This window comes from Aeromonas sp. R4-1 (assembly GCF_040908325.1).
In the GTDB taxonomy this organism is placed as follows: domain Bacteria; phylum Pseudomonadota; class Gammaproteobacteria; order Enterobacterales; family Aeromonadaceae; genus Aeromonas; species Aeromonas veronii.
The window spans coordinates 25073-50579 of the sequence record NZ_JBFODM010000050.1; the positions used below are offsets into that span (position 1 = coordinate 25073).

20 protein-coding genes, 2 tRNA genes and 2 pseudogenes are annotated in these 25507 nt (G+C 56.3%); 9 read left to right on the plus strand and 15 right to left on the minus strand.

The annotated features are described in order from the left end of the window. The first annotated feature begins 6 nt into the window (after positions 1-6). The 7 genes and pseudogenes from AB5Y90_RS08225 to AB5Y90_RS08255 all read left to right on the plus strand — a co-directional run bounded on the left by AB5Y90_RS08225 (position 7) and on the right by AB5Y90_RS08255 (position 8936). Positions 7-2216, plus strand: a pseudogene (locus tag AB5Y90_RS08225) (chemotaxis protein CheA). A gap of 10 nt (positions 2217-2226) precedes the next feature. Next, positions 2227-4152 (plus strand): methyl-accepting chemotaxis protein, encoded by a 1926-nt coding sequence (locus AB5Y90_RS08230; protein WP_110303372.1) that lies wholly within the window; start codon positions 2227-2229, stop codon positions 4150-4152. Positions 4153-4164: 12 nt separating this feature from the next. Beyond that, the gene (locus tag AB5Y90_RS08235) at positions 4165-4734 is read left to right on the plus strand and encodes a chemotaxis protein CheW (protein ID WP_110303373.1); all 570 of its coding nucleotides are present in this window, start codon (positions 4165-4167) and stop codon (positions 4732-4734) included. Positions 4735-4919: 185 nt separating this feature from the next. Continuing rightward, positions 4920-6525: pseudogene (locus AB5Y90_RS08240) on the plus strand (methyl-accepting chemotaxis protein). Positions 6526-6582: 57 nt separating this feature from the next. Further along, positions 6583-7386: a protein-glutamate O-methyltransferase CheR gene (locus AB5Y90_RS08245; protein ID WP_151286994.1), complete on the plus strand. Its 804-nt coding sequence runs from the start codon at positions 6583-6585 to the stop codon at positions 7384-7386. A 3-nt stretch (positions 7387-7389) separates the two neighbouring features. Beyond that, positions 7390-7881 (plus strand): chemoreceptor glutamine deamidase CheD, encoded by a 492-nt coding sequence (gene cheD / locus AB5Y90_RS08250; RefSeq protein ID WP_005349556.1) that lies wholly within the window; start codon positions 7390-7392, stop codon positions 7879-7881. Then, a complete protein-coding gene (locus tag AB5Y90_RS08255) occupies positions 7878-8936 on the plus strand; it encodes a chemotaxis response regulator protein-glutamate methylesterase (RefSeq protein ID WP_042080649.1) in 1059 nt (352 codons plus the stop codon). The genes cheD and AB5Y90_RS08255 overlap by 4 nt, the downstream gene beginning before the upstream one ends. A gap of 97 nt (positions 8937-9033) precedes the next feature. Here the strand turns inward: AB5Y90_RS08255 and pnp are convergent, their stop codons facing one another. From pnp to rlmE, 15 genes are all read right to left on the minus strand, one after another. Next, a complete protein-coding gene (gene pnp / locus AB5Y90_RS08260) occupies positions 9034-11181 on the minus strand; it encodes a polyribonucleotide nucleotidyltransferase (protein ID WP_005338796.1) in 2148 nt (715 codons plus the stop codon). Positions 11182-11348: 167 nt separating this feature from the next. After that, positions 11349-11618, minus strand: a complete 270-nt coding sequence (gene rpsO / locus AB5Y90_RS08265) for a 30S ribosomal protein S15 (RefSeq protein ID WP_005338797.1) — start codon at positions 11616-11618, stop codon at positions 11349-11351. 144 nt (positions 11619-11762) lie between these two features. Beyond that, complete coding sequence (gene truB / locus AB5Y90_RS08270; protein ID WP_005338798.1) at positions 11763-12713, minus strand: tRNA pseudouridine(55) synthase TruB; 951 nt, start codon at positions 12711-12713, stop codon at positions 11763-11765. A 1-nt stretch (position 12714) separates the two neighbouring features. Next, positions 12715-13152, minus strand: coding sequence for a 30S ribosome-binding factor RbfA (gene rbfA, locus AB5Y90_RS08275; protein ID WP_005338799.1), 438 nt, complete (start codon positions 13150-13152; stop codon positions 12715-12717). A 55-nt stretch (positions 13153-13207) separates the two neighbouring features. Next, a complete protein-coding gene (gene infB, locus AB5Y90_RS08280; protein ID WP_005338806.1) occupies positions 13208-15901 on the minus strand; it encodes a translation initiation factor IF-2 in 2694 nt (897 codons plus the stop codon). 20 nt (positions 15902-15921) lie between these two features. Further along, positions 15922-17424 carry a transcription termination factor NusA gene (gene nusA, locus AB5Y90_RS08285; protein WP_368166783.1) on the minus strand — a complete coding sequence of 501 codons (1503 nt, stop codon included), beginning with the start codon at positions 17422-17424 and terminating at the stop codon, positions 15922-15924. 14 nt (positions 17425-17438) lie between these two features. Continuing rightward, positions 17439-17897: a ribosome maturation factor RimP gene (gene rimP, locus AB5Y90_RS08290; protein WP_005338809.1), complete on the minus strand. Its 459-nt coding sequence runs from the start codon at positions 17895-17897 to the stop codon at positions 17439-17441. Positions 17898-18063: 166 nt separating this feature from the next. Beyond that, positions 18064-18140: transfer RNA gene (locus tag AB5Y90_RS08295), tRNA-Met, on the minus strand. A gap of 92 nt (positions 18141-18232) precedes the next feature. Then, positions 18233-18317: transfer RNA gene (locus AB5Y90_RS08300), tRNA-Leu, on the minus strand. Between the two features lie 7 nt (positions 18318-18324). Further along, entirely contained in the window at positions 18325-18651 is a 327-nt protein-coding gene (secG, locus tag AB5Y90_RS08305; protein ID WP_368166784.1) for a preprotein translocase subunit SecG, read from the minus strand. Then, on the minus strand, positions 18652-19416 hold the full coding sequence (gene tpiA, locus AB5Y90_RS08310) for a triose-phosphate isomerase (RefSeq protein WP_307895378.1): 765 nt from the start codon (positions 19414-19416) through the stop codon (positions 18652-18654). A gap of 131 nt (positions 19417-19547) precedes the next feature. Continuing rightward, on the minus strand, positions 19548-20882 hold the full coding sequence (gene glmM, locus AB5Y90_RS08315) for a phosphoglucosamine mutase (RefSeq protein WP_005338823.1): 1335 nt from the start codon (positions 20880-20882) through the stop codon (positions 19548-19550). Positions 20883-20897: 15 nt separating this feature from the next. Beyond that, positions 20898-21743 carry a dihydropteroate synthase gene (gene folP, locus AB5Y90_RS08320; RefSeq protein WP_307895379.1) on the minus strand — a complete coding sequence of 282 codons (846 nt, stop codon included), beginning with the start codon at positions 21741-21743 and terminating at the stop codon, positions 20898-20900. A 59-nt stretch (positions 21744-21802) separates the two neighbouring features. Further along, positions 21803-23749, minus strand: a complete 1947-nt coding sequence (gene ftsH / locus AB5Y90_RS08325) for an ATP-dependent zinc metalloprotease FtsH (protein ID WP_005343537.1) — start codon at positions 23747-23749, stop codon at positions 21803-21805. A 45-nt stretch (positions 23750-23794) separates the two neighbouring features. Then, positions 23795-24424, minus strand: a complete 630-nt coding sequence (gene rlmE, locus AB5Y90_RS08330) for a 23S rRNA (uridine(2552)-2'-O)-methyltransferase RlmE (protein WP_019445923.1) — start codon at positions 24422-24424, stop codon at positions 23795-23797. A gap of 97 nt (positions 24425-24521) precedes the next feature. On the opposite strand from rlmE, the gene yhbY reads away from it, so the two are divergent. Together yhbY and AB5Y90_RS08340 are read left to right on the plus strand one after the other, a co-directional pair. Continuing rightward, positions 24522-24818 carry a ribosome assembly RNA-binding protein YhbY gene (gene yhbY / locus AB5Y90_RS08335; protein ID WP_005338829.1) on the plus strand — a complete coding sequence of 99 codons (297 nt, stop codon included), beginning with the start codon at positions 24522-24524 and terminating at the stop codon, positions 24816-24818. A gap of 103 nt (positions 24819-24921) precedes the next feature. After that, positions 24922-25503 (plus strand): hypothetical protein, encoded by a 582-nt coding sequence (locus AB5Y90_RS08340; RefSeq protein ID WP_043822834.1) that lies wholly within the window; start codon positions 24922-24924, stop codon positions 25501-25503. Positions 25504-25507 lie beyond the last annotated feature (4 nt).

A 25507-nucleotide genomic window follows, 5' to 3' on the forward strand; every position in this document is an offset into this window, starting at 1 on the left:
GTCACCGTGAGCATCGATCTTGATCAGGCTTTACAAACCTATATCGCCGAGGCACGCGAGTTGCTTGAAGAGATGGAGTCAGCCCTTCTATCACTGGAATCGGACCCTGACAATAGCGAGCTGATTGGAGCCATCTTCCGTGCTGCTCATACCATCAAGGGGTCGGCTGGCCTGTTTGGTCTGCAACCAATAGTCGGGTTTACCCATATTGTCGAGGATCTGCTAGACCAGATCCGCAATCAGCAGCTCACCGTCACCTCTCCTCTGATCAAGGACCTGCTGGAAAGCTGTGACCACATCCAGACGCTCATCAGTGTCGTTGCAGAACAGGGCAGCACCTTAAGCGAGGGCGATGCCAACCAGGATGAACGGCTGAGGCTCACTCTCACCCGTCATCAGTGCGCCCCCCATGCCACGCTGCCAGATACTGTACATATGCCGGAACCCAAGATCGAAAAAGAGGGAGGGATTACCAGCGCCGCCTCCCTGTGGCATATCTCCCTGCGTTTTGGCCCCGATGTGCTGCGCAATGGCATGGATCCGGCCGCATTTCTGCGCTATCTCGGCACCCTCGGAACCATATGTTCAGTGGAGACCATCCATCAGGCGCTACCGGATTGGGAACAGTTCGATCCGGAGAATTGCTACCTCGGCTACGAGATAGACTTCGACTCGCAGGCAGACAAGACGGCCATCAGCGATGTCTTTGAATTTGTCAGAGATGACTGTCAGATCACCATCTTGCCGCCCCACAGCAAGATCACCGAGTTCATCAACCTGATCGAGTCGCTACCGGAAGATAGCACCATGCTGGGCCAGTTGTTGGTCAACACCGGCGCCCTCACCGCAGAGGAGTTAGCAAGCGTCTGCAGGCACAACAAGCGACCCCGGCAGAACAAGCGCCCAAACTCGGAGAAATCCTGATTGCGCAGGGTGCCGTCAACGAAGCCGTCGTCGATGCCGCCCTGAAAAAACAGAACCAGACCAAGGAGAGCAAGAGCAAAGAGGGCCGTTACGTCAGGGTGCATGCCGACAAGCTGGATGATCTAATCAATCTGGTCGGGGAGCTGGTAGTCGCCAGTTCAGGAGCCAATCTGCTGGCCCAACGTACCCGCGAAAGCCAACTGCAGGAAGCCACCTCAGTCATTGCCATGCTGGTGGAAGAGATCCGCGACAGTGCACTGCGCCTGCGCATGGTGCCTATCGGCGATACCTTCAACCGCTTCCAGCGGGTGGTGCGCGATGTCAGTCAGGAGCTGAACAAGGATATCACTCTGGTGATCTCCGGAGCCGAGACTGAACTGGACAAATCGGTGGTAGAGAAGATCGGCGATCCGCTGATGCATCTGGTCAGAAACTCGATGGATCACGGCATCGAATCGGCAGAGCAACGGCTGCTGGCAGGCAAATCCCCCCGTGGCACCCTGAATCTTAATGCCTATCACGACTCCAACAGTATCGTCATCGAAATTCGGGATGACGGAGCTGGTCTCAACAAAGCCAGGATCCAGCAAAAAGCCATCGAGCGCGGTCTGATCAGCCCAACCACCACGCTGACAGATCAGGAGATATACAACCTGATCTTCGAGCCGGGGTTCTCTACCGCCGAGGCGATAACCAACCTCTCCGGTCGCGGGGTTGGCATGGATGTCGTCAAACGCAACATCACTGCCCTGCGCGGCACGGTCGATCTGGACAGCATCCCGGGAAAAGGAACCCGTGTGCAGATCCGCCTGCCGCTCACCCTTGCCATAATCGACGGCTTCCTGGTGCGAGTCTGCGACACCCACTACGTCATTCCCCTCGATATGGTGATCGAGTGCGTTGAATTGACCCAGAGTGCACTGTCCGATACCCAGGGTCGCAATTACATCAATTTGCGTGGCGAGGTGCTGCCCTTTATCCGCCTGCAACACTACTTCGATACCAATGGCAGCAAAGGGAGGCGCGAGAACATTGTCGTGGTCAGCCATGCAGGCAAAAAATCCGGGCTGGTAGTGGATGAACTGCTGGGAGAATTCCAGACCGTCATCAAACCGTTGGGGAAATTGTTCCAGCGCCTGCAGGGCATTAGTGGTTCAACCATTCTGGGGGGGGGAGAGGTCGCCCTGATCCTCGACATTCCTTCGCTGATCCAGCACGCAATCACTCAGGAATCCTGTCAGCTCAACAGGTTGACAGTGTCGCGCAACCTGCCTCAATCCAGCATCAACTGAGGGGACCATCATGTTAAAAAATTCCACCATCAAATTGCGTCTTATCGTACTGCTCTGCATGCTCTGCCTGCTGCTGCTGGCTGTTGGCAGCCTCGGGTTATACAACATGCAGAGCAGCAATACCGGGTTGCAGCGCGTTTACAACGACAGGGTGGTTCCCCTCAAGCAGCTGAAGACTATCTCCGACAGCTATGCCGTCTCGATCATCGACAACCTCAACAAGGCCAATGCGGGGCTGATCCCGGCAGAAGAGGCTTTGAAGCAGATACAACAGGCCCAGCAGACAATCAAAAACGAGTGGCATCACTACCAGTCCACCACTCTCACACCAGATGAACAGCGTTTGTCAGCCGAGGCGACAACCCTGTTCAACGCGGCCGATACCGATATTGGCAAGCTGGAGAAATACCTCGCCACCCAGCACGGCATGATTACTGGCATGCTGAACAACTTTGACGGTGCCCTCTATGGCTCCATCGACCCGATAGGTAACAAAATCACCGAGCTGGTCAACCTGCAGCTCAATGTGGCCAAGTCGGAATATACCGCAGCGCAATCCTGGTATGACGTGATGCTGATAACCATGGCGGTGGTTATCGCGGTCGGCATCGCACTCGCAGCCTGGTTTGGCACCCTGCTAATCAAAAGCATCATCACCCCCATCGAACAGGCTCTGCGCGTGGCCAATAGTCTGGCCGATGGCAATCTGGATGTATCGATCCAGATAGAGTCCAACGATGAAGCGGGTCAGCTCTTGATGGCGATGGATAACATGGTCAAGAAACTGGGAGCCTTGATCACGGATATCGAAACGCTGGTCACCGCCGCTGTCGAACAGGGCGACTTCAGCCACAAGATTGCGCTGGAGGATCGTCAAGGATATATCAAGCGGGTATCCGAGCTGCTGAATCGCCTCTCCCATGTGACAGATACCAGCCTGGAAGATGTGATGCGCATCGCCACCGCGCTCTCCAAAGGGGATCTGACCCAACGGATCGATGAGCCCTACCCAGGTATTTTTGGCCAGACCAAAGACGGCCTCAACCGGACCATCACTGCGCTGACCAATATCATCGAAGAGGTACGCAACGCCGCCGACAACCTGACCAATGCCTCCAATCAGGTGAGCAATACGGCGCAGGCATTGAGCCAGGCCACCAGCGAGCAAGCAGCCAGCGTTGAAGAGACCAGCGCCTCTATCGAGCAGATGAGCGCCAGCATCAATCAGAACACCGAGAACGCCAAGATCACCGACAGCATGGCCAGCAACTCGGTGCTGGAGGCAACCGAAGGGGGCCAATCCGTTCAACAGACGGTGACCGCCATGCAGCAAATCGCCAAGAAAGTCAGCATCATCGACGACATTGCCTACCAGACCAACCTGCTTGCCCTAAACGCCGCCATCGAGGCGGCTCGCGCCGGAGAGCATGGCAAAGGCTTCGCGGTGGTTGCTGCCGAGGTAAGAAAACTGGCAGAGCGCAGCCAGATCGCAGCGCAGGAGATTGGTGAACTCTCTTCCGACAGCGTCAGCAAGGCAGAGCGGGCTGGCAACCTGCTGGAGAGGATCGTCCCCTCCATTCGCAAAACCTCTGATCTGGTACAAGAGATCAATGCTGCCTCAGGCGAGCAGGCCAGTGCTGCCAACCAGATCAGTCTGGCCATGAACCAGCTTAACCAAGTAACACAGCAGAATGCGGCCAGCAGCGAGGAGCTGGCAGCCACAGCCGAAGAGATGAGCTCGCAAGCCAGCGAACTGCAGCAAACCATGGCCTTTTTTGCTCTGGAGAAAAGTGCGCAGCTCAACATCAGGCCCCATGAAACCGGCCACAAGGGCATGCCTCCCAGAGGCAGTTTCATCGCCCCCCCACAACGGGCCAGCCAGCCCAATCAACCATCATCCCATTCCATTGATGACGCGGATTTTGTCCGCTTTTAACCGGAGGCGACCATGCATACATCCACCGACATCACGGTGCCATCAGCGGCCGCTGACGAGAGCAGTGGCGATGCCCAGTACCTGACATTTCTGATCAACAACGAGATGTTCGCCATCAATATTCTGGGGGTCAAAGAGATCATCGAATACGGCAATATCACTCCGGTTCCGATGATGCCGGGTTTTATTCGCGGCGTAATCAACCTCAGAGGAGCGGTAGTGTCGGTCGTAGACTTGAATGCCCGCTTTGGCAATGCACCTTCGGTCATCACTCGCCGCAGTTGCATCGTCATTATTGAGGGGGTGGCCCCGCAGGGCGATGAACCTTTAGGTCAGGATATTGGCGTTGTGGTGGATTCCGTATCGGAAGTACTGGGTATCCCACAAGCAGATATCGAGCCCCCACCCAGTTTTGGTGCCCGCATCCGGGCCGATTTCATCAGCGGCATGGGCAAGGTCAACGGCAAATTCGTCATCCTCATCGATACCGGGAAAGTGTTGTCACTCGATGAGATGGCTCAACTCAACGAACTGGCCCAGCCACAGGCAAGGTTGCCACAAGGCAACCTGCAACCCTCCTGAAAAGGCCTCCATACTCCACGACATGCAGCATAAGGAAACGCTCATGACCCAATCACTCTTACGGAGACAATGCCACCGAAGTGAGGCAGCGGACCCAGTTACTCGACGCAATCGGCCAGCTGCAACACGCAGTCTTGGCAGAGCAGGTTCCAGCACCACTCGATCTTTCCGGTATGGATAGCCCCTTGCGTGAAGTAGGACATGCCATCAACGAGGTGGTCACCTTGCTCAGTGACAAGCTGGAACAGAGCCGCAACGACATTAAAAAGAACCAGGTACTGCTCCATGAGAACCAATTGGTTCGCAAAGCCCTCGACTGCGCCAGTACCAACGTGATGATTGCCGATACCAACCTCGACATTATCTATATGAACGAGGCAGTGACCGGCATGCTCAATCAGGCTGAGACCGACATCAAGAAAGAGCTCTAAAGCTTCAACGCCAATCAGCTGATGGGCGCCAACATCGACAGCTTTCATAAAAATCCCGGCCATCAGCGCGCCATGCTGGCCAAACTCAACAGCACCTACCGCACCCAGATACAGCTGGGGGGGCGCACCTTCTCCCTGATCGCCAATCCGGTCTTCAACGATACCGGAGAACGGTTGGGATCCGTGGTCGAATGGGCCGACAGAACCAAGGAAGTGATGATAGAGAAAGAGATGTCCGACATTGTGCAGGCCGTGATTAATGGCGAGCTGCACCGCAGGATGGAACTTGCTGGCAAGAGCGGCTTCTTTCAGGCGATGGGAGAAGGGATCAACCAGATTGCAGAAGTGATCGACAGCACCCTCAACGACGTCATCCGGGTCGTGCAATGTTTGGCAAAAGGGGATCTGACCCAACAGATTGAGGCGGACTACCCCGGTGTGTTTGGCACCACCAAGGATGCGCTCAACAAGACCATCGCTTCGCTCACCAACATCGTCACCGAAGTGCGCGGCGCCTCTGACAACCTCTCCAGTGCCGCCGAGCAGGTAAGCGCGACCGCCCAGTCGATCAGCCAATCTAGCAGTGAACAGGCCTCCAGCATGGAGGAGACCAGCGCCTCCATCGAACAGATGAGCGCCAGCATCAACCAGAATACCGACAATGCCCAGGTCACCGATGGCATGGCCAGCAAGGCAGCCAAAGAGGCCGTAGAGGGAGGAGAAGCGGTCAAACTGACTGTGGATGCCAAGAAGCAGATCGCCAGACGGATTGGCATCATCGATGACATCGCCTACCAAACCAATCTGTTGGCTCTCAACGCAGCTATCGAAGCGGCGCGGGCAGGCGATCACGGCAAAGGCTTTGCCGTAGTGGCGGCGGAGGTGCGCAAACTGGCCGAACGCAGCCAGGTTGCAGCACAGGAGATTGGCGAGCTGGCCTCCAGCAGTGTCGAGATGGCGGAAAAAGCAGGTCGTTTGTTGGATCAGATGGTTCCTTCAATCAACAAGACCTCGGATCTGGTGCAGGAGATCAGTGCCGCTTCGGTTGAGCAATCCACCGGTGTCAGCCAGATCAACCAGGCCATGAACCAGCTGAGTCAGGTTACCCAGCAGAACGCTTCTTGCAGCGAAGAGCTGGCTGCCAGCCACAGCAGAAGAGATGAGCAGCCAGGCTGAACAGCTGCAACTGGCCATGGAGTTCTTTACCTTGGAGGCCCACGCCAAAGAAGGTAAAGCAGCCAGCTCGCATCTTCACCCCAATACCCGAGGTCGCTTTATGAACGAGAGCACTGCCAACAGTCGGGAACGAGCCGCCACAGTGCAACGCCCCATCGGCGATGGCGATTTTGTCCGGTTCTAGTCACGGGAGAGGCGTTGCCTCTCCCATCTCCGACAACACAGTTAGAGGAACAGTTTTTTGTATCAAACCCAGCTGCATGATGATGAGTTCTCCCGTTTCCAACGCTGGCTTCATCAAACGGCGGGGATAGAGCTGTCTCCGGCCAAGAAGGCGCTGGTAGCCAGCCGCCTGGCGAAGCGACTCTGCCACTATGAGCTGGATAGTTATGACGACTACTTCCAGCTCATCATGAACGATCGCAGCAGCGAACTGCAGCTGGCGCTCGATCTCCTTACCACCAACGAAACCTACTTTTTCAGGGAGCCCAAACACTTCGAGTTTCTGACACGGGAGATAGTCTCAGCGCTCCCGCCCGAGCAACCATTGCGGGTCTGGAGCGCTGCCAGCTCATCCGGCGAGGAGCCCTACAGTCTGGCCATGACCCTCGCGGAAAAACGCAGTACCTTCAACTGGGAGATCCTGGCCTCCGATATCTCGTCCCGGGTGCTGGAACAGGCGATGAGCGGTCGCTACCCCATCGAGCGGGCGCAAAATATTCCACTGCCCTTTTTGATGAAATATTGCCTCAAGGGTGTGGGCCTGCAGGAGGGCATCTTCATCATCGATCGCAAGTTGCGGGACAAGGTGCAGTTCATGCAGATCAACCTCAATCAGGATCTGCCGGACATCGGCATGTTTGACGTCATCTTCATCAGAAACGTGATGATCTACTTCAACAAGGAGACCAAAGGGCAAGTATTGCAGCGGCTGGTACCCAGACTCAAACCCGGTGGCTACCTGCTGGTGAGCCACGCCGAGAGCCTGCATGGCCTGCGCCACGGCCTGCAGCTTGTCTCGCCTTCCATCTATCAGAAGAGATAAGTCATGACTCGGGAGGTGATCCTGCAACCGGGAGAGCTCTTTTTTGGCAAGGAGGATGTGGTGGTCAGAACCGTACTGGGCTCCTGTATTGCCATCACCTTGTGGCATCCGGAGCAGAAACAGGGAGGAATGTGTCACTACATGCTGCCAAGTCGGCGCAATCCCTCTACCAAGCTGGATGGGCGCTATGCCGATGAGGCCCTCGCCTTGCTGCTGCAAGCGGCCAGTCACTATCCCGCCCCTATCCATGAATATGAGGCCAAGTTGTTCGGGGGTGGCAACATGTTTACCGAGCCTCAATACGCACAGAGCGACAACAATGTCGCCGCCAAAAATATTCAGGCAGCCTGGCAGCTGACCCGACACCTTGGCCTTGATATCAAGGCTCATCATCTTGGCCATAGCGGCCACCGAAGCTTGCTCTTTGAGCTCAGCAACGGCAGTGTCTGGCTCCGCCATCATCGTCTGCCACATCAACGGGAGTCGCGAGAATGAAGCAGATCCGGGTCATGCTGGTGGATGATTCCGCCGTGGTCAGACAGGTATTGCAAGCGGTGCTGGAGCAGGAGCCCGATATCCGGGTGATAGCCACGGCATCGGACCCCCTGTTTGCCCAGGAAAAACTGAAGAAAGAGTGGCCTGACGTCATCGTGCTCGATGTGGAGATGCCCCGTATGGATGGCATCACTTTTCTCTCCAAGATCATGGCAGAGCATCCAACCCCGGTGGTGATCTGCTCCTCCCTCACCGAAAAGGGGGCCGAGACCACCTTGCAGGCAATGGCTGCCGGCGCGGTGGACATCATCACCAAACCGACCATGGGGATAAAAAGCTTTCTGCAAGAATCTGCCCACGACCTGGCTATGGCGGTACGTGCTGCGGCCCAGGCCAACCTCAAGCGCGTGGGCAAGCCCTCCTCTGTACCAGTCAGCACCAAACTCAACGCAGATGCCATGCTGGCGCCCAACCAGCACGCCATGGCACAAACCACCGAGCGCCTCATCGCCATCGGCACCTCGACCGGCGGCACCCAGGCGCTGGAAGCCGTACTGACTGCCTTACCCCGGGTCAGCCCCGGCATTGTCATCGTGCAGCACATGCCGGAGAAATTTACCGCCATGTTTGCAGAACGCCTGAACGGGGTCTGCCAGATAGAAGTGCGGGAGGCGAGGAATAATGACCGGGTGATCCCTGGGCTGGCGCTGATTGCCCCCGGAGGCAAGCATATGCTGCTCAAACGCAGCGGTGCCTACTATCACGTCGAGGTGGTCGACGGGCCGCTTATCAACCGCCATCGCCCCTCGGTAGATGTGCTGTTTCGCTCCGTCGCCAAATATGCCGGCAAGAATGCCACCGGCATCATCATGACCGGCATGGGGGATGACGGTGCCCGGGGATTGCGCGAGATGCTGGATGCGGGTGCCAACACCTATGCCCAGGATGAGGCCTCCTGCGTGGTCTTCGGCATGCCCAAGGAGGCGATCAAGCTGGGAGCAGCCCGTCATGTGCTCCCCTTGCAAGAGATGCAGTACGCCATCCTCGGCAAGTAATCCCTTATTGCGCGTTTTGACCATAAAAAAGTCCGGCTCCCATTGGGGAGCCGGACTTTTTACATCAACCGGAACCAATCGGTATCAGGCGAGCAGATTACTCTGCAGCAGGCGCTTCTTCAGCGGCCGGAGCGGCGTCAGCAGCAGGTGCAGCTGCTTCGGTCGGGGCGTTCGCTTCCTTGATGGAGAGACGTACGCGGCCCTGACGGTCCACTTCCAGTACCTTCACCTTGACCACGTCACCGATGGTCAGGTGGTCAGCCACGTTCTGCACGCGAGCGTCAGTGATCTGGGAGATGTGTACCAGACCATCTTTGCCCGGCAGAATGTTGACGAATGCACCGAAATCGGCCAGACGAACAACTTTACCTTCATAGATGCGGTTCACTTCGATCTCGGCGGTGATGGCCTCGATGCGACGGATCGCTTCCATGGCGGCTTCGTTGGCCACGGCGGAGATACGTACAGTACCGTCATCATCCAGCTCGATGTTGGTGCCGGTCTCTTCGGTCAGCGCACGGATCACGGAACCACCCTTACCGATCACGTCCTTGATCTTCTCAGGATTGATCTTGATGGTGTGGATACGCGGTGCAAAATCGGAGATCTGGGCACGGGGAGCCTGGATAGCTTCGTCCATCACTTTCAGGATGTGCAGACGAGCGCCACGAGCTTGCTTCAGAGCAATCTCCATGATCTCTTTGGTGATGCCTTCGATCTTGATGTCCATCTGCAGCGCGGTCACACCTTCGGTGGTACCGGCTACTTTGAAGTCCATGTCGCCCAGGTGATCTTCGTCACCCAGAATGTCGGACAGCACGACGAAACCTTCTTCTTCCTTCACCAGACCCATGGCGATACCGGCAACGGAGGCCTTGATCGGCACACCGGCATCCATCAGCGCCAGAGAGGAACCACAGACAGACGCCATGGAGGAGGAACCGTTGGATTCGGTAATTTCAGAGACCACGCGCACCACGTACGGGAACTCGGCGGCGCTCGGCATCACGGCAGCAACGCCGCGCTTGGCCAGACGGCCGTGACCGATTTCACGACGCTTCGGGCTACCCATCATGCCGGTCTCACCGACACAGTATGGCGGGAAGTTGTAGTGCAGCATGAAGCGATCGGCACGGTTGCCGGTCAGCTCGTCGATGTTCTGGGCGTCACGCTCGGTACCCAGAGTGGCGACCACGATGGCCTGAGTTTCACCACGGGTGAACAGGGCAGAACCGTGGGCACGGGGCAGAATGCCGGTACCTACGCTCAGGGCGCGGATCATTTCCGGATCGCGACCATCGATACGCGGCTCACCACGTACTACGCGACCACGAACGATGCGACTTTCCAGGCTGTGGAACTCTTCGCCGATCTTCTTGGCATCTTCTTCCACACCGGAAGCAATAACTTGCTCAACCACACGACCCTTGATGGCCGCGATGGTTTCGTAACGAACAGCCTTCTCGGTGATGCGGTAGGCTTCACCCAGTTCGGCGCTCGCCAGCTCGGCAACCTTGGCTTTCAGCGCTTCGTTGACGGCAGGCGGAGTCCAATCCCACGGCTTGGTGCCAACGGCAGCGGCAAACTCGTTGATCGCATTGATCACGGTCTGCATCTGCTCGTGACCGTACACCACGGCACCCAGCATTACCTCTTCGGAGAGGATGGCCGCTTCGGACTCAACCATCAGTACCGCGTTGGCAGTACCGGCAACCACCAGATCCAGATCGCTCTGCGGCAGTTCGGTGGTGGTCGGGTTCAGCACATACTGACCGTTCATGTAACCCACGCGAGCAGCGCCGATCGGGCCGCCAAACGGGATACCGGAGATGGCCAGTGCAGCAGAGGCACCGATCATGGCAACGATGTCGGGGGATACGGCCGGATTCACGGACATTACGGTCGCAACGACCTGAACCTCATTGAGGAAGCCTTCCGGGAACAGCGGACGAATAGGACGGTCGATCAGACGGGAGATGAGGGTCTCGCCTTCGCTCGGACGGCCTTCACGACGGAAGAAACCACCCGGGATACGACCAGCAGCATAGGTACGCTCCTGGTAGTTGACGGTCAGCGGGAAGAAATCACGGCCGTGATCGGCCTCTTTCTTGCCGACTACGGTCACAAATACGCAGGTATCGTCCATGCTGACCATAACGGCCGCAGTGGCTTGACGGGCCATCACACCGGTTTCCAGAGTGACGGTGTGTTGACCGTACTGGAATGACTTTACAATAGGATTCACGTGAATTTCCTTTTTACAATTTGGCTCTTAAAATTCGCGCACAAGTATACTTGATTCGATGCAAAAGGTAAGCGGTGACGCGAATTCTGTGAGGCAGGCAACGGCTTGAAGAGCAATAAAAAAGGGGAACCTGACGGTTCCCCTTTTTCGCGAAATCTGATGGTCGATTAACGACGCAGACCCAGCTTGGCGATCAGAGCAGCATAACGCTCGGAATCTTTACGCTTCAGGTAGTCCAGCAGCTTACGACGCTGGGAAACCATGCGCAGCAGACCGCGACGACCGTGGTGGTCCTTGGAGTGCTCTTTGAAGTGACCTTGCAGATGGTTGATCTGGGCAGTCAGCAGGGCAACTTGCACTTCGGGGGAACCGGTGTCGTTGGCGCAACGAGCGTTGTCAGCAACGATTTGAGCTTTGATCTCAGCATTTAGAGACATGGTAATACTCCAGTAGAGTGTTTAAAGGTTCACAGCCAATCTCTAATTCAGCCGTGAAATGAGGGCGGTATCATAATCGTCCCCGCCCCTTTTCGCAACGATAAAGAGGCGAAACGGGAAAGACGTGCTGATAACGCCTGAGGATCACTCCTCGTCGTGATAACGCACCAGTCGCTTGGGGGCGACGCGGCCATCATCATCAATCTCGCCAACCCCGATGAACTCGCGCTCCGGGCCGACCGTCATGCGAACCTGACCGCTTTGCGGCGCACCTGCCACCTGCACGGCCTGGCCCTGATTCACATAGGCAGCCACAACCGCCAGCATGTTCACCTCGGGCAAGCTTGCTACGGCGGTATCCATCGGCAGCAACAGCGGATCCAGCTGCTCGCGCGGCGGGATGCTCTCGGCCTTGGCCTGCTCGAAGATGCACTCGAGTTGCTCCAGAGTCAGCATCCGTTCATACGGATAGCTGGCCACCTGGGTACGGCGCAACTGAGTCACGTGGGCACCACAGCCCAGCACTTCACCCAGATCATCCACCAGAGAGCGGATGTAGGTGCCTTTGCTGCAGTGCACTTCAAGGCGCACCTCATCACCTTCAAAGCTCAGCAGTTTGAGCTCGAATACGGTGATGGGACGGGCTTCACGCTCAATCTCGATGCCTTCGCGGGCATATTCGTAGAGCGGACGGCCGTTGTGCTTGAGCGCGGAGTACATGGACGGCACCTGCATGATGGGGCCACGGAACTGGTCCAGCGCCTCGATCAGGGTTCCGACAGCCACGTTCACCGGACGGGTGGAGACCACCTCACCATCGGAGTCGCTGGTGTTGGTGCGCTCGCCCAGTTTGGCGGTCACCTCATAGCGTTTGTCCGCTTCCAGCAGATACTGGGAGAACTTGGTGGCCTCGCCGAGGCAGATCGGCAGCATGCCGGTCGCCAGCGGATCCAGTGCGCCGGTGTGACCGGCCTTGGCGGCGTTGTAGATGCGCTTGACCTTCTGCAACACATCGTTGGAGGTCAGGCCGGTCGGCTTGTCCAGCAGCAGAATGCCGTGCACATCACGGCCCTTGAAACGACGTCTTCGGGTCATCTCAGGCTTTATCCTCAGTCGTGTCATCCGGTGCGGATTCAGCTTCTTCGTCACGGCCGGATTCGGCCATGCGACGCTTGTCTTCACGCACAGTGTTGGTCACCAGGTTGGAGAGACGCATCCCCTCGACCAGGGTCTGGTCGTAGTAGAAACGCAGCTCGGGCACCACGCGCAGACGCATGGCACTGCCCAGCAGACTACGGATATATCCGGCTGCTTCGGTCAGACCCTGCAAGCCTTCCTTGATGCGCTCGGCATCATTTTCCAGCTGCAAGAAGGTGACGTAAATCTTGGCATAGTTGAGGTCACGGGACACTTCCACATCGGAAACGGTCACCATGCCGATGCGCGGGTCTTTCACCTCGCGCTGCAGGATCAGCGCAATTTCACGCTGGATCTGCTGTCCGACCCGACGGGTCCGGCTGAATTCTCTGGCCATATTCTATCCTGCGATAAAAGGGGGCCGCGGCCCCCTATTTTGTCTAACTCTCGGCTTACAGAGTCCGTTGGATTTCAACAGTCTCGTAAACTTCGATCTGGTCGCCTTCGCGCACGTCGTTGTAGTTCTTGACCGCGATACCACACTCGTAGCCGTTGCGAACTTCGTTGACGTCATCCTTGAAGCGGCGCAGGGATTCCAGCTCGCCTTCATAGATAACCACGTTGTCACGCAGAACACGGATACGGTTGGAACGCTTGACCACACCTTCGGTAACCATACAGCCGGCAACGGCGCCGAACTTCGGAGACTTGAAGACGCTACGCACTTCAGCCAGACCGATGATCTCCTGACGATACTCAGGGGCCAGCTTGCCGCTCATGGCCTGCTTCACTTCGTCGATCAGGTCATAGATGACGGAGTAGTAACGCAGATCCAGGCTCTCGGATTCGATGACCTTGCGCGCAGATGCGTCGGCACGGACGTTGAAACCAACCAGGATGGCGCTGGAAGCAGCAGCCAGGGTCGCGTCGGTTTCGGTGATACCACCTACGCCGGAACCCACGATCTTCACCTTCACTTCGTCGGTGGAGAGTTTGACCAGCGCATCGCAGATCGCTTCCACAGAACCTTGTACGTCGGCCTTGATCACCACGTTCACTTCGGACACTTCGCCCTCGGTCATGTTGGCGAACATGTTTTCCAGCTTGGCCTTCTGCTGGCGAGCCAGCTTGACTTCGCGGAACTTACCCTGACGATAGAGCGCCACTTCACGGGCTTTCTTCTCGTCACGGACAACGGTGGCTTCGTCACCGGCAGAGGGAACGCCGGACAGACCCAGGATTTCCACCGGCAGGGACGGACCCGCTTCCTTGATCTCGCGACCCAGTTCGTCACGCATGGCGCGAACACGGCCGTACTCGAGACCACACAGAACGATGTCGCCCTGACGCAGAGTACCTTCTTGTACCAGTACGGTAGCAACCGGACCACGACCTTTATCCAGGAAGGATTCGATCACGACGCCGTTGGCCATGCCGTCAACCACCGCTTTCAGCTCCAGTACTTCGGCCTGGATCAGGATGGCTTCCAGCAGGTCGTCGATGCCTTCGCCAGACTTGGCGGATACGTGCACGAACTGGCAGTCTCCACCCCAATCTTCGGACATGACGTTGTAACGGGCCAGTTCGGTCTTGACGCGATCCGGATCCGCTTCAGGCTTGTCGATCTTGTTGACCGCAACAACCAGCGGCACACCGGCCGCCTTGGCGTGCTGGATAGCTTCGATGGTTTGCGGCATCACGCCGTCGTCAGCTGCAACAACCAGAACAACGATATCGGTCGCCTTGGCACCACGAGCACGCATGGAGGTAAACGCCGCGTGACCTGGGGTATCCAGGAAGGTGATCATGCCACTGTCAGTCTGGACGTGGTAAGCACCGATATGCTGGGTAATACCACCGGCTTCGCCAGCAGCAACCTTGGCTTTACGAATGTAGTCGAGCAGCGAGGTCTTACCGTGGTCAACGTGACCCATGATGGTCACGACCGGTGCGCGCGGCTTGGCTTCGGAGGTCTCGTCACGATCGGACAGTACCGCCTCTTCCAGCTCGTTCTCACGACGCAGCACAACCTTGTGACCCATCTCCTCGGCGACCAGCTGAGCGGTCTCCTGATCGATCACCTGGTTGATGGTGGCCATGGCACCCATCTTCATCATCACCTTGATGACTTCAACGCCCTTGACGGCCATCTTGTTGGCCAGCTCGGCCACAGTGATGGTCTCGCCGATGACGACGTCGCGGTTCACCACGGCAGCCGGCTTGTTGAAGCCATGCTTCATGGCGTTCGGCATGGCGACCTTGCCGCGCTTGCCTTTACGGGCACGCGGGTTGCGAGAGTCACGATCATCTTCACGACGACCGGCTTTCTTCGGTGCCTTGGCAGCTGCGGCAGTGCGGCGGCTGGTCTCTTCTTTCCGATCCAACTCGTCTTCTGCGGCTTGCGCATGCTTGTTGGTGGTCAGATGGTAGTCGCTGCTCTCTTTGGCGCGAGCGGCCTCTTCTTCAGCCCAGCGGGCTGCGTTCTGTTCCGCCATGAGACGAGCCTCTTCGGCTTTCTTCGCGGCGAGTTCTTCAGCCTTTTTCAAAGCTGTTTGTTCCTGTTGGCGCTTCAGTTCTTCTGCTTCGCGCTTGGCCATCTTTTCTGCCTCTTGCTGAGCTGTGCTACTGGCTGCTTTGGCGGGCTGTGAAGCCTGTCGAGCCTTTGATTGTGCCTCGATCCGCGCCTTTTCCTCAGCTTCACGACGAGCCTGCTCAGCCTCACGGCGAGCCTTCTCTTCAGCTTCGAGGCGAGCCTTCTCTTCGGCCTCGCGACGAGCTTTTTCTTCTGCTTCCAAACGCGCTGTTTCCTCGGCTTCCGCCTGACGCTGTTCATCTTCCAGCGCCGAGCGTCTTACATAGGTGCGAGACTTGCGCACTTCTACCTGCACTTCCTTGTTCTTGCCGCCAGTCCCCTGAACACTGATGGTGCTCTTGGTCTTGCGCTGCAAGGTCATGCGGGCAGGAGCGGCGACCTCGTCACCTCCATGCTGTTTCTTCAGGTGTGCCAGCAGAGCCTGTTTCTCAGACTCGCTGACCATGTCGTCGGCCTTGCTCTTGCTGATACCGGCATCGACAAACTGCTGGAGAAGACGATCAACCGGTGTGTCGATGTCAGTGGCAAGTTGTTTGACTGATACTTCTGCCATTCATTTTCCTCCGTTTGATCTTACTCGGACTGCTCTTCTCCGAACCAACAGATATTGCGAGCAGCCATAATGAGCTCACCTGCCTTCTCGGCAGTCAGCCCTTCAATATCAGCAAGGTCATCGATACCTTGCTCAGCCAAATCTTCCAGGGTGCCCACGCCACGGCCCGCCAGAGTGTAAGCCAGTTCGCGGCTCAGACCGTTCAGATTGAGCAGCTCTTCGGACGGCTCAACGCCATCGAAAGACTCTTCTTTGGCCAGTGCCTTGGTAGTCAGGGCATCTTTGGCGCGCTTGCGCAGCTCTTCGACCATGTCTTCATCCAGACCGTCGATAGCCAGCAGCTCGTTGACCGGTACAAAGGCGATCTCTTCCAGGGTAGAGAAGCCCTCTTCCATCAGCAGACCAGCGAAATCGTCATCGATATCCAGGGTGCTGGTGAACAGGTTCATGATGCGGTCGTTTTCGGCCTGGTGCTTGGCACGCATGTCCTCAACGGTCATCACGTTCAGCTCCCAACCGGTCAGCTGGGAGGCCAGACGCACGTTCTGACCATTGCGACCGATGGCCTGAGCCAAGTTGGCAGCTTCCACGGCGATATCCATGGTGTGGTTGTCTTCATCAACGATGATGGAAGCCACATCGGCAGGTGCCATGGCATTGATCACGTACTGGGCCGGGTTGTCATCGTACAGCACGATGTCGGCGCGCTCACCGCTCAGCTCTGCGGAAACTGCTTGCACACGGGCACCACGCATACCGATACAGGCACCGATCGGGTCGATACGACGATCGTTGGTCTTCACCGCGATCTTGGCACGGGAACCCGGATCACGGGCTGCGCCCATGATTTCGATCATCTCTTCACCGATCTCCGGTACTTCGATACGGAACAGCTCTTTCAGGAAGTCCGGGCTGGAACGGCTGACAAACAGCTGGGAACCACGGGCTTCCGGGCGTACTGCGTAGAGCAGGCCACGGACACGGTCACCCGGGCGGAAGGTTTCACGCGGCAGCATGTCATCACGGAAGATCACGGCTTCAGCATTGCTGCCCAGATCCAGGATGACGTTGTCGCGGTTGCTCTTCTTGACCACACCACTGATGATGGTGCCTTCTTTATCTTTAAACTGATCAACTACTTGTGAACGCTCGGCTTCGCGCACTTTCTGCACGATAACCTGCTTGGCGGTCTGGGTAGTGATACGGTCGAAGGTCACAGAGTCGATCTGGTCTTCAACATACTCACCGATCTGGATCTCCGGCTGATCAATCTGCGCCGCTTCCAGGGTGATTTCAGCATAGGGGTTCTCCATCGCGGCTTGATCCGCAATGACGACCCAGCGGCGATAAGTGTCGTAGTCACCGGTCTTGCGATCGATTTCGACCCGAACTTCAATCTCGCCTTCATATTTCTTCTTGGTCGCAGTCGCCAGCGCGGTTTCCAGAGCCTGGAAGATCTTCTCACGGGGTACCGCTTTCTCGTTGGATACTGCGTCAACGACCAGCAAAATCTCTTTATTCATATCCGATAGCCTCGTTAACCAAAGTTCGGCACTATGTTCGCTTTTTGGATATTGGTGAAAGCCAACACGTCGTCCTTACCATCTACTGTCAGGGTGATCATGTCGCCTTGCACAGCTTTGATTACGCCTTTGAACTTGCGGCGGTTGTTTGTTGCCATCCGAAGCGTTACCGCCGCCTCTTGGCCAACGTATTTTTCGAAATGGGCAACCTTGAACAGGGGACGATCCAGGCCTGGGGAGGATACCTCGAGGTAATACTCCTCGGTGATGGGATCTTCGACGTCCATGATGGCGCCAACCTGATGGCTGACCTCAGCACAGTTCTCGACAGTCACACCCTGCTCGCCGTCGATATAGACACGCAAGGTGGAGTGTTTACCCGCACGGATAAACTCAATACCCCAAAGTTCAAAACCCAAGGCAACGACCGGAGCCTCGAGCAGATCGGTCAAACGTTGTTCCAACGTAGCCAAAGTCACCCTCCGAAAAACAAAAAAAGGGCATAAAGCCCAGATAGATATCGATTCAGAGTAAATTGCACATAACAAAAAGCCCCGATGTCAAATCGGGGCTTGGCGCTTTACCCTGATTGTCGCCTCGCAGCGACCGCCTTCCTGAGCGTAGGAAATGCGTGAAATTTGGTTGCGGGGGCCGGATTTGAACCGACGACCTTCGGGTTATGAGCCCGACGAGCTACCATGCTGCTCCACCCCGCGTCCGAAATCGTGCGAGATTATAGCCACTTCACTCTCTCGATACAAGACTGACTGGCTATAATACACTCGGTTTCCCGAGTTCACTGCTTAATTGGTGCCGTGGGCGGGACTCGAACCCGCACACCCTAGAGCACTACCCCCTCAAGATAGCGTGTCTACCAATTCCACCACCACGGCAAAACTCTTACTCGGGAACGTCAGTATCTTTCTTCACTGGCGCTTTGGTCTGCTCAACCTGTTGGGTTTGTTGCAGATTTTCCCATTCACTACCCTGCTTGACCTTGTTGCTGGACATAGATCCAAGCACCAGGCTGATAACGAAAAACACAGTAGCCAAAATTGCTGTTGTTCTGGTCAGGAAACTGCCTGAACCACCGGAGCCGAATACTGTGTTCGATGCCCCTGCGCCGAAGGAGGCGCCCATATCAGCCCCTTTACCTTGCTGAATCATCACCAGACCAATCAGAGCCAGTGAAACCAGCAGATAAACGACTAAAAGAATCTCGTACATTTAACTTGCACCCTTTGCCGCTTCAACAATTCCTAAAAACGCATCGCTATCGAGGCTTGCTCCGCCAATCAGTCCGCCATCAATGTCGGGCTGTGCAAACAAATCTCTCGCGTTGCTCGGCGTTACGCTCCCACCATAGATGATTCTAACTTTCTCACCTATTACCGGAGTATCCTCCGCCAAGCGACCACGTATAAAGGAATGAACCTCTTGTGCCTGCTCGGGTGTGGCGCATTTACCTGTACCTACAGCCCAAATCGGCTCGTAGGCGATGATAGCATTATCGAAAGCCATCGCGCCATTTTTCTCTATGACGATATCCAGCTCTTCAGCGATCACCTCGAAGGCTCTTCTCGCCTGCCTCGCCGCACCTGATTCACCTAAACAGAGGATGGGAATCAAGCCTGCCGCTCTGGCTGCCGCAAACTTCTCTGCGACGATAAAACTGGTCTCACCAAAGATACGCCTGCGCTCGGAGTGCCCTACCAATACGTAACGACACCCTGCCTCAACCAGCATCTGACACGAGATTTCTCCAGTGTAAGCGCCAGTAGCGTGCTGACTCACATTCTGAGCCCCCAACTTTATTACCTTCTGCTCATTGAGCAGTGAAGCACTAAAGTCGAGATGCACATGGGAAGGACAGAGAACCACATCTACTTTTCCGTCAACGCCGCTTAGACACTGACTCGTAAACTGCTCTAACTGCGACTTACTACCGTGCAACTTCCAGTTGGCTGCTACAAACGGCTTACGATGTCCCATCGGCAACTCCCTTGCGAAAGCGGGGCTGATAATATCCAGAGGATGCTCAGCTGACAAGTGCTATTTTTAAATTTTTGAATCGTTTGAACAAGATACAACCAGGGCGGCTAAAAAGCCGCCCTGGTTGTTCATTAAAACGCCGATTCAACCTGCTTGGCGATGCGCTGAGCCATGTCACGCACCTGCTGTTCATGCTCCCCTTCGACCATGACCCGGATCAGCGGTTCGGTACCTGATTTACGCAACAGTACGCGACCACGACCAGCCAGCTCCTGTTCCACCTTGGCAACCTCAGCCATGACAGCATCAGCGGCCAGCGGATCTTTGCCTTCGGCAAAGCGAACATTCACCAGAACCTGCGGGAACTTGCTCATGCCGGAGCGCAGCTTGGCCAGCGGCATCTCGGCACTGCGCATGGCGGTAAGCACCTGCAAGGCGGCTACGATGCCATCACCCGTAGTGGTCTGATCCAGACAGATAATGTGGCCGGAGTTCTCGCCACCGATGCGCCAGCCCTTCTCTTCCATCATCTCCAGCACATAGCGGTCACCCACCTTGGCACGAGCAAACGGAATGCCCAGAGTTTGCAGCGCCAGCTCCAGACCCATGTTGGCCATCAGGGTGCCGACGACACCGCCTTTGAGGCGACCATTGCGCAGGGCATCGCGCGCGATGATATAGAGCACTTCGTCACCGTCGATGAGATAACCGGTATGGTCAACCATGATCAGACGGTCACCATCGCCATCAAAGGCAACCCCCAGATCGGCCTTGCACTCCAGTACCTTGGCAACCAGTGCGTCAGGCGCAGTCGAACCGACACCATCGTTGATGTTGAGACCATCCGGGGCACAGCCCATGGTGATCACTTCAGCACCCAGCTCGCGGAAAACCGAAGGCGCAATGTGGTAAGTGGCGCCGTGGCCACAGTCGACCACCATTTTCACCCCATCCAGATTCATGTGGGAGGGGAAGGTGCTCTTGCAAAATTCGATATAGCGACCGGCAGCATCATCAATGCGCACCGCTTTGCCAAGTTCGGCAGACTCGACACACTTGAGCTCGTGATCCAGCTCGGCTTCGATAGCCAGCTCGACATCATCAGGCAGCTTGGTGCCATCGGCGGAGAAAAACTTGATGCCGTTGTCGTAGAAGGGGTTGTGGGAAGCGCTGATGACGATGCCAGCTTCGGCACGGAAAGTGCGAGTCAGGTAGGCAACCGCCGGTGTTGGCATGGGTCCCATCAGAATGGCTTTAAGGCCTGCCGCGGAGAGCCCCGCTTCCAGCGCGGATTCCAGCATGTAACCGGAGATGCGGGTATCTTTTCCAATCAGCACCTTTTTGGTGCCCTTCTTGGAGAGCACCTTGCCGGCAGCCCAACCCAATTTCATCACAAAATCAGGGGTGATCGGGTATTCACCAACCTTGCCGCGCACACCATCGGTACCGAAATACTTTCTTGCCATTGTCTGTTCTCTTTATTATCTGGAAATAAAATCTTGTCCCGTCATTGCCAACCAACCGACGCGCAATGCGTCGATGGTCTCCCGTACATCGTGTACCCTGATGATGCGGGCCCCATGCTGCATGCCGATAAGGGCGCATGCCAGACTGCCCGCCAGACGCTCATCCACCGGACGGCCCAGCAGGTTGCCTATCATAGACTTTCGCGACATCCCCACCAATAGCGGCAAGCCATAATCAAGCAGTTCCTTTTGAGCCGCTAACAGCTGATAGTTGTGTGCAAGGGTTTTGCCAAAGCCATATCCCGGATCCAGCAACAGCTCTTCACGACGGATCCCGACCGCCAGACAAGCCGCAATACGCTCATCAAAGAAGGCGCGTACCTCCCCGATCAGGTCGTCATAGTGCGGCTCGACTTGCATGGTTCGCGGCTGACCTTGCATGTGCATCAGGCAGACAGGAACAGCAGCTTCGGCCGCGGCCTGCAGCGCTCCAGGCTCTTGCAGCGCCCGCACATCATTGATCAGATGGGCACCCACCTTGCAACCCTCCCGCATCACAGCCGCTTTGGAGGTATCGAGGGAGATCATCACATCCAGCTCACGTACCATCTGCTCCACGACAGGAATGACCCTGTCCAGCTCCTCCTGCTCGCTCACATCGGGCGCACCAGGGCGGGTAGACTCGCCACCGATGTCGATGAGGGTCGCACCGTCAGAGACCATCTGGCGCGCATGGCCCATTGCCCGTTCAAATTGGTTGAAATTACCGCCATCGGAGAAGGAGTCGGGCGTCACATTGAGGATCCCCATCACATGGGGACGATCGAGGGAGAGGCTGAGCCCCTTGCTGGTTAACTGCATTTTCACGTCCATCTGATAAAGAAAAACCCCGGGCAAGCCCGGGGTTTGGAGAGTCACAATTATTTGGCCGGAGCGTCGTTGGCTTTGTCGATAGTGACATCCGCCACCGGTGCAGCCTCATCGGCAGGCTTGGCCTCGGCAGCCACGGTGGAACCGCCTTGCGGGGTATCACCGTGCTCGTCATGCCAGTTGCTCGGAGCACGTACCTCGCGACGCGCCATCAGATCATCGATCTGTTTGGCGTCGATGGTCTCGTACTTCATCAGCGCATCTTTCATGCTGTGCAACACGTCCATATTATCCAGCAGGATCTGCTTGGAACGGGCATAGTTGCGATCAATGACCTGCTTGACCTCGGCATCGATCACGCGAGCGGTATCGTCGGACATGTGCTTGGCCTTGGCCATGCTGCGACCGAGGAACACCTCACCATCTTCTTCCGCGTAGAGCATTGGGCCGAGACGCTCGGACATACCCCACTGGGTCACCATCTTGCGTGCAATGTCGGTCGCCCGCTCGATATCGTTGGACGCGCCGGTCGATACCTTCTCGGCACCGTAGATCAGCTCTTCTGCCAGACGACCGCCATACAGACTGGAGATCATCGACTCCAGATGCTGCTTGGAGTGGCTCCAGCGATCCTGCTCCGGCAGATACATAGTCACACCCAGCGCACGACCGCGCGGAATGATAGAGACCTTGTAAACCGGGTCATGGTCAGGCACGAGACGACCAATGATGGCGTGACCGGCTTCGTGATACGCAGTCATCTCTTTTTCGGACTCTTTCATCACCATGGAGCGACGTTCCGCCCCCATCATGATCTTGTCCTTGGCCTTCTCGAACTCGGCCATGGAGACCACTCGGCGGCTCTCACGGGCAGAGAAGAGGGCAGCTTCGTTGACCAGGTTGGCCAAATCCGCACCGGAGAAACCGGGGGTACCACGGGCAATCAGCGCCGGATTGACGTCATCCGCCAACGGAACTTTGCGCATGTGCACTTTCAGGATCTGCTCGCGACCACGGACATCCGGCAGACCGACCACAACCTGACGGTCGAAACGGCCCGGACGCAGCAGTGCCGGATCCAGTACGTCAGGACGGTTGGTGGCAGCGATGACGATAATGCCTTCATTGCCTTCAAAGCCATCCATCTCGACCAGCATCTGGTTAAGGGTCTGCTCACGTTCATCGTGACCACCACCCAGACCGGCGCCACGCTGACGACCGACCGCATCAATTTCATCGATGAAGATGATGCAGGGGGAAGATTTCTTGGCCTGTTCGAACATGTCACGCACCCGAGAGGCACCAACACCGACGAACATCTCCACGAAATCGGAACCTGAGATGGTGAAGAACGGCACCTTGGCCTCGCCCGCAATGGCCTTGGCCAGCAAGGTCTTACCGGTACCGGGAGGACCCACCAGCAGCACACCGGTCGGGATCTTGCCACCCAGTTTCTGGAATTTGCTCGGGTCGCGCAGATAGTCGACCAGCTCCTTGACCTCTTCCTTGGCTTCATCGCAACCTGCAACGTCAGCAAAGGTGGTCTTGATCTGATCTTCGCTCATCAGGCGAGCCTTGCTCTTGCCGAACGACATGGCACCTTTGCCACCGCCGCCCTGCATTTGACGCATGAAGAAGACCCAGACACCGATCAGCAGCAGCATCGGGAACCAGGAGATGAAGATAGAGGTCAACAGAGACGGCTCTTCCGGCTTCTCGCCCATCACTTTGACATTGTGATTGAGCATGTCGTTGAGCAGCTGGGGATCCGGCGCAGGGATGATGGTGGTGAATCGTTCACCAGTACGCTTGACGCCATTAATGACCTTACCGTCCATCCGCACTTCACGGATCTGCTCTTGGGTCACCTCTTTAACGAAGCTGGAATAGTCCAGCTGGCGACTGGTGGTATCGCTGGGGCTGAAGCTATTGAACACCGACATCAAAACGACGGCGATGACCAGCCACAGGATTAAGTTTTTCGCCATGTCACTCAAATCAGTAACCTCGCAGACTGACAGTTAACGATGAAGGTTAGGGTACTACAGTTTAAAACCGGTAGCCACAATGTAGACTTCCCGTGATCTGGCGCGGGATGAGTCTGGTTTACGAATTTTGACAGCGGAGAAAAGTTTACGAATTTCATTGAGATAGGCATCAAAGCCCTCACCCTGAAACACCTTTACTACGAAACTGCCGTCACTACGCAATACCTGATTGCACATGTCCAGCGCCAGCTCGACCAGATACATGGCGCGAGCCTGATCCACCTGCTGGGTACCGCTCATGTTGGGAGCCATATCAGACATCACGACATCGACCTTTTCGGGACCCACTCGCTCCAGCAAAGCGCCGAGTACAGTTTCCTCCCGAAAGTCCCCTTGCAGGAAATCGACACCAGCAATGGGATCCATCGGCAAAATGTCACATGCGATGACACGACCCGAATCACCAACCTGTTCAACCGCGAACTGGGACCAACCACCGGGGGCTGCACCCAAATCCACTACGGTCATGCCATGTTTCAGCAAGCGATCCTTGCCCTGGATCTCGTCAATCTTGAAAACAGCACGAGAACGCAGGCCCATTTTCTGGGCTTTTTTGACGTATTGATCGTCGAAATGTTCTTTTAACCAGCGAGTTGAACTGGGGGAACGTTTTTTCTGGGTCATGATAATCGACTTTAAAAAACCACAAGGGTTATTAGTATTAAGGGCTAAGTGGGGGTAGAATACGCCCCTTTCAACCCTGACTTATGAAGAAATTGCGATGATTCTCAACAATAAACAGAAACAGTACCTCAAGGGCCTTGCCCATAGCCTCAAGCCTGTCGTCCTGCTGGGTCAGCATGGTCTGACCGAAGGTGTACTGGCCGAGATCGATCTGGCACTGAACCATCACGAGCTGATCAAGGTTAAGGTTGCCTCTGAAGATCGCGAAATGAAACAACTGGTTATGGATGCTATCGTCCGTGAAACCGGTTCAATCAAGGTGCAAAGCATGGGTCATGTGCTGACCATTTATCGTCAAGCCAACGAACCCAAAATCCAGCTGCCCCGCAAGTAAAAGGAAAGAGCATCGCTCTTTCCTTATTCCACTTCTTCCCGAGTCGCTTGCCAAAGTAGTCGCAAAGCCCTTAACCTGCGATGAATACTTCCGGACACGCATTATGGCTCACCATCCTATTCTGACCGACGATGAGCTGGCCATGCTGCGGGACTTGGGGAGCAATCAGGACACCCATGTTCTGAGTGGTCACCTCGATGCCCCCATGCTTGGCTTGCTGCAAAAAGCCGAACACCTTGTACTCGAAGCCCGCTTCGCAGGCCATCAGCTGCGTTTTCCCCTGAGCTTTACCCAAGGGGAAGATGGCTTCGTCGAGCCCCGGTTATCTGCACCGGTCATCAGGGAACTGGGGTTTGCGCAACCGCGTGCCTGGCGTCTCACACAAAAAGCCAAGCTTTGCAGCGAACTGGGCCTGTTTCAGGTACTCAGCCTCTCCCTCAACGGCCTCATCGTGGAAAATTTGCCAACCGATATGGTGGCCGATACCCCCATCAACGGCGAGCTCTGCATCGAGCAAGAGGCCCCTCTTCCACTGCAGGGACGACTGGTAAGGCGCATCAAAGCCAATGCCGACCATGCCACCTGGGCGCTAAGCTTTCAAATGAGCGAGAGCAACATCGAACGGCTGCGCCACTGGTTGTTTCAGCGTCATCAGGACGCTTTTACCGAGGCGTATCTGTCCTGATTTT

Bases quoted from the DNA above. Each gene is read 5' to 3' on its own strand.
- AB5Y90_RS08230 (WP_110303372.1), top strand. From the start codon at position 2,227: ATGTTAAAAAATTCCACCATCAAATTGCGTCTTATCGTACTGCTCTGC.
- AB5Y90_RS08235 (WP_110303373.1), top strand. From the start codon at position 4,165: ATGCATACATCCACCGACATCACGGTGCCATCAGCGGCCGCTGACGAG.
- cheD (WP_005349556.1), top strand. From the start codon at position 7,390: ATGACTCGGGAGGTGATCCTGCAACCGGGAGAGCTCTTTTTTGGCAAG.
- AB5Y90_RS08255 (WP_042080649.1), top strand. From the start codon at position 7,878: ATGAAGCAGATCCGGGTCATGCTGGTGGATGATTCCGCCGTGGTCAGA.
- rpsO (WP_005338797.1), bottom strand. From the start codon at position 11,618: ATGTCTCTAAATGCTGAGATCAAAGCTCAAATCGTTGCTGACAACGCT.
- truB (WP_005338798.1), bottom strand. From the start codon at position 12,713: ATGACCCGAAGACGTCGTTTCAAGGGCCGTGATGTGCACGGCATTCTG.
- rbfA (WP_005338799.1), bottom strand. From the start codon at position 13,152: ATGGCCAGAGAATTCAGCCGGACCCGTCGGGTCGGACAGCAGATCCAG.
- infB (WP_005338806.1), bottom strand. From the start codon at position 15,901: ATGGCAGAAGTATCAGTCAAACAACTTGCCACTGACATCGACACACCG.
- nusA (WP_368166783.1), bottom strand. From the start codon at position 17,424: ATGAATAAAGAGATTTTGCTGGTCGTTGACGCAGTATCCAACGAGAAA.
- secG (WP_368166784.1), bottom strand. From the start codon at position 18,651: ATGTACGAGATTCTTTTAGTCGTTTATCTGCTGGTTTCACTGGCTCTG.
- tpiA (WP_307895378.1), bottom strand. From the start codon at position 19,416: ATGGGACATCGTAAGCCGTTTGTAGCAGCCAACTGGAAGTTGCACGGT.
- glmM (WP_005338823.1), bottom strand. From the start codon at position 20,882: ATGGCAAGAAAGTATTTCGGTACCGATGGTGTGCGCGGCAAGGTTGGT.
- folP (WP_307895379.1), bottom strand. From the start codon at position 21,743: ATGCAGTTAACCAGCAAGGGGCTCAGCCTCTCCCTCGATCGTCCCCAT.
- rlmE (WP_019445923.1), bottom strand. From the start codon at position 24,424: ATGACCCAGAAAAAACGTTCCCCCAGTTCAACTCGCTGGTTAAAAGAA.
- yhbY (WP_005338829.1), top strand. From the start codon at position 24,522: ATGATTCTCAACAATAAACAGAAACAGTACCTCAAGGGCCTTGCCCAT.
- AB5Y90_RS08340 (WP_043822834.1), top strand. From the start codon at position 24,922: ATGGCTCACCATCCTATTCTGACCGACGATGAGCTGGCCATGCTGCGG.